The organism is Streptomyces pathocidini (assembly GCF_001418495.1).
GTDB lineage: Bacteria > Actinomycetota > Actinomycetes > Streptomycetales > Streptomycetaceae > Streptomyces > Streptomyces pathocidini.
Window position 1 is genome coordinate 1 of the sequence record NZ_LIQY01000440.1, and the last position, 3,672, is coordinate 3,672.

3 protein-coding genes are annotated in these 3,672 nt (G+C 73.9%); all 3 read right to left on the bottom strand.

Annotated elements, in window-relative coordinates; genetic code table 11:
- Window positions 1-311 precede the first annotated feature (311 nt).
- The 3 genes from AOK16_RS19740 to AOK16_RS19750 all read right to left on the bottom strand — a co-directional run bounded on the left by AOK16_RS19740 (window position 312) and on the right by AOK16_RS19750 (window position 3,473).
- Entirely contained in the window at window positions 312-1,391 is a 1,080-nt protein-coding gene (locus AOK16_RS19740) for an SCO2583 family membrane protein (RefSeq protein ID WP_055473532.1), read from the bottom strand.
- A gap of 78 nt (window positions 1,392-1,469) precedes the next feature.
- Window positions 1,470-2,090: an SCO2584 family spore wall biosynthesis protein gene (locus AOK16_RS19745; RefSeq protein WP_055473533.1), complete on the bottom strand. Its 621-nt coding sequence runs from the start codon at window positions 2,088-2,090 to the stop codon at window positions 1,470-1,472.
- A gap of 78 nt (window positions 2,091-2,168) precedes the next feature.
- On the bottom strand, window positions 2,169-3,473 hold the full coding sequence (locus AOK16_RS19750) for a glutamate-5-semialdehyde dehydrogenase (protein WP_055473534.1): 1,305 nt from the start codon (window positions 3,471-3,473) through the stop codon (window positions 2,169-2,171).
- Window positions 3,474-3,672: the final 199 nt, after the last annotated feature.

The window sequence follows — 3,672 nt, forward strand, 5'->3', positions numbered from 1 at the left end:
GCAGCAGCACGAACAGCGCGCCCCCGCCCGTGAGGTACGGGTTGAGGCTGTCGTGGTGGCCGCCTTCGCCGCCCTCGGAGGCGAGGGTGGCCAGCGTGTGGGCGGACTGAAGAAGACTCATCGTCGGCAGGCCTATCCGGTCGGTCGTCGGGCATGGACGCGTCGTGCGCGCGTAGCGCCCTCATCGTAAGCGGGCGACCGGCCGGGCCGGGCCCAGGGTGGCGCTACCGGGGGACGGGCCGCGCCAAGGCCGGCAACCGGAGGCCGGGACGCCTCGGTCTCGGACTCCTTCGATCCCGGCGACCCGGGTCCTACGAGTTCGGGCTCGGCAGGGCGCCGGGCGCCAGCACCCCGCACAGCGAGGCGGTGGCCCGCCCCGGGTCGTAGGGGTCGGTGCCCGCCGGGCCGTCGCCCTTGGCACTCTGCCCGGCCAGCAGCGGGCGCAGCCGCCCGGCGGAGTCGGCGGCACAGGCCAGCGGGCCCGCCTGCACATTGCTGTGCACGACCTCCAGGTGGTGGTCGCGCAGGTCGGCACGGTCGAAGCGGAGCCGCAGCTCGCGGCGGACCGTGAACAGCGAGGCCCTCCCGCCGCCCTCGCCACCGTCCGCGGCCCGCACCGCATAGACGAGCGTGTGGTCGCCGGTGACCTCCAGCCGGTCGGGCCCGGTCTCGGTGACGGCGAGCGTGCCGCGCACCCGGACCCCGGGGTCGGCCAGGGCGACCTTCGCCGAGTCGAAGCGGAGGAGCCAGCCGGTGGCGGCGTGGTGCCCGTCGTCGGCCGGGTGCTCCATGCTTCGGTCGAACTGGTCGAGTTGGCCCGGGTCGAGCAGCACGCGCACGGACCGCACGTCCCCGCCGGTCAGCACGTCCGGATACAGCGCGGACCGCACCACGTACTCCTTGGCGGCCTCCAGGGCGGCCATCACCTGGCTCTCGGGGAAGCTCCGGGTCGCGCGGACGGGAGGCAGGGTGACGCCCTCGGCGCCGGTGCGGTACGCGGCCGCCCGGCTGTGCGCGAAGAGGTCGGCCGGGGCTCCGCCGGGGACGGTGCCGCGCGGGGCGAGTGGGATCACCGTGACCCGCAACGGCTCGGCGGCGCGGGTCGAGGGCTGCTGGTAGGGGTGGCGCACGCCCATGTAGACGGCGGTGGCGAAGGCCAGGGCGATCAGCACGGCCAGGATCAGGACCTGGCGCCCGCCGCGGCCGCGCGCCCGCGGGCGGCGGCTGCGCACGGCCGGGAGGTGGTCGTCCAGCCGCTCCTGGGCGGAGAACTCCTGGAGCCGGGCAGCGCGGACGAACGACTCGTCGAAGACGACGGATCGGTACTCGTCCTCTCCACCTCCCGGAACGCCCTCGGGAGTCCCCTCGGGTGGCTCTCCAGGCCCGGCCATACCTTCAGGGTAGGTCGGAAGGCTTTCGGGTAAACGCGCTGCTGCGCGACAACTTCTGATGAAGCATCAGGGGTTGGGTCAATGCGAACCCGGCCCGACGGGGGCGGACGGTGCGGCGGACTCCGCTTGGGCGCCCGGCGGCCCCTCGGGCTGCCGGATGAGCCGCCCGACCTGCGGTCCGTCCACCCCGCTCGTCGCGGGCGGCGGCGCCGGCTCCTGCCGGCTGCCAGCGGTTCCACGGTAGACCGCGGCGAAGGCCAGCGCGACCACACCGACCCCCATCAGCACGGCCAGCACCCAGGCCACCGGCCGGTGCCAGCGCGCGTGGCCGCGGTACGGGCCGTGGACGCCCCCATAGCGGCCGTACGGGCCGCAGTCCTCGTACTCGGGGTCGTGCTCGAAGGCGTCGGTGTCCGCCGGGTCGTAGTCGGCGTCCGGGTCGTCGGGATCGAGCCCCTCGTCGTGGAAGTCCTCCTCGGACCGGCCGGTGTACGGGGCGCCCTGCCTGGCCTCCGCCTCGGCGCGGGCCTGGGCCGCCGCCAGCATCCGCTCAGCCGCGGTGGGCTCGTGGACCCGGGCGGCCCTGATGAAGTCCTCGTCGAACACCACGGACGCGGACTCCTCGTCCGCTGCCCCGTGGCTGTGGCTGTCGGGCTCCTCACCGTCCGGGAACGGCCTGCCCCCCACGTCGTCCGGCACCCGTTCAGAGTACGGCCGCTCAGGCCCCGCCGACAGGGATGGGCCAGAATTCGGACGGCTCCTCAACCGCCGCCCGGGTCACCGAACGTGACCGTCCCCGGTGACCACGTACTTGGTCGAGGTCAGCTCCGGCAGCCCCATCGGGCCCCTCGCGTGCAGCTTCTGCGTAGAGATGCCGATCTCGGCGCCGAAGCCGAACTGGCCACCGTCCGTGAACCGGGTCGAGGCATTGACCGCGACCGTCGTGGAATCCACCAACTGGGTGAACCGGCGGGCGGCAGCCTGCGAGGACGTGACAATGGCCTCGGTGTGGCCGGAGCTCCACAGCCGGATGTGCCCGACGGCCGCGTCCAGGTCGTCGACCACGGCGGCCGCGATGTCGTACGAGAGGTACTCGGTCTCCCAGTCCTCCAGGGTCGCCGGCACCACGGTGGCCTTCGTCCCGCACTGCTCGGCGACCGCCGCCACGCGCTCGTCGGCGTGCACCGTCACCCCCGCCTCGGCCAGCGCGTCCAGGGCGCGGGGCAGGAAGCGGGCGGCGATGTCGCGGTGAACGAGCAGGGTCTCGGCCGCGTTGCAGACGCTGGGGCGCTGCGCCTTGGAGTTGACGAGGATGTCGACGGCCATGTCGAGGTCGGCCTGCGCGTCCACGTACACATGGCAGTTGCCAGTACCGGTCTCGATGACCGGAACGGTCGACTCCTCGACCACGGTGCGGATCAGCGAGGCACCGCCGCGCGGGATGAGCACGTCGACCATGCCGCGGGCGCGCATCAACTCCCGTACGGATTCCCGGCTTTCGCCCGGGACGAGCTGCACGGCGTCGGCGGGCAGGCCCGAGCCGCCGACGGCGTCGCGCAGGACGGTGACCAGGGCCTGGTTGGAGGCGTAGGCGGAGGAGGAGCCGCGCAGCAGCACCGCGTTGCCGGACTTCAGGCACAGGGCGGCAGCGTCGACGGTGACGTTGGGCCGGGCCTCGTAGATGATGCCGACGACGCCCAGCGGGACCCGGACCTGGCGCAGGTCGATGCCGTTGGGGAGGGTGAAGCCGCGAACGACCTCGCCGACGGGGTCGGGCAGGGCCACCACATCGCGTACGTCGGCGGCGATGGCGCGGACCCGCTCGGGGGTCAGGGTCAGCCGGTCGACGATCGACTCGGCGGTTCCGGCGGCGCGGGCCCGGGCGACGTCCTCGGCGTTGGCCTCGACGATCTCCTTCGTCCGCACCTCCAGGGCGTCGGCCATCGCCAGCAGCGCGTCGTCCTTGGCCGACCGCGGCAGTGGCGCCAGGTCGGCGGCCGCGGCGCGGGCCTTGTACGCGGCCAGGATGACCGGGGACTTCGGCGTGGGGTCGGCCAGGGGCGAGGGGAAGTCGCTGCTCATGCCTGAAGGGTACTGAGCCGCCGACCAAAGCCTCCCGGTTATTCCGCTCTGCGAGACGCGGACCCGCGCCCTGCGGTATGCCATGCCCCCCGGCCGGCTCCGCTCTTTTTTTACACCGCTCAGGCCGGATTGGTTCCATCCGCTTTCCGCACCGCGGTCCACCGGGCCCGCGGACCCCGCGGCACGCCCGCTCCGGCTC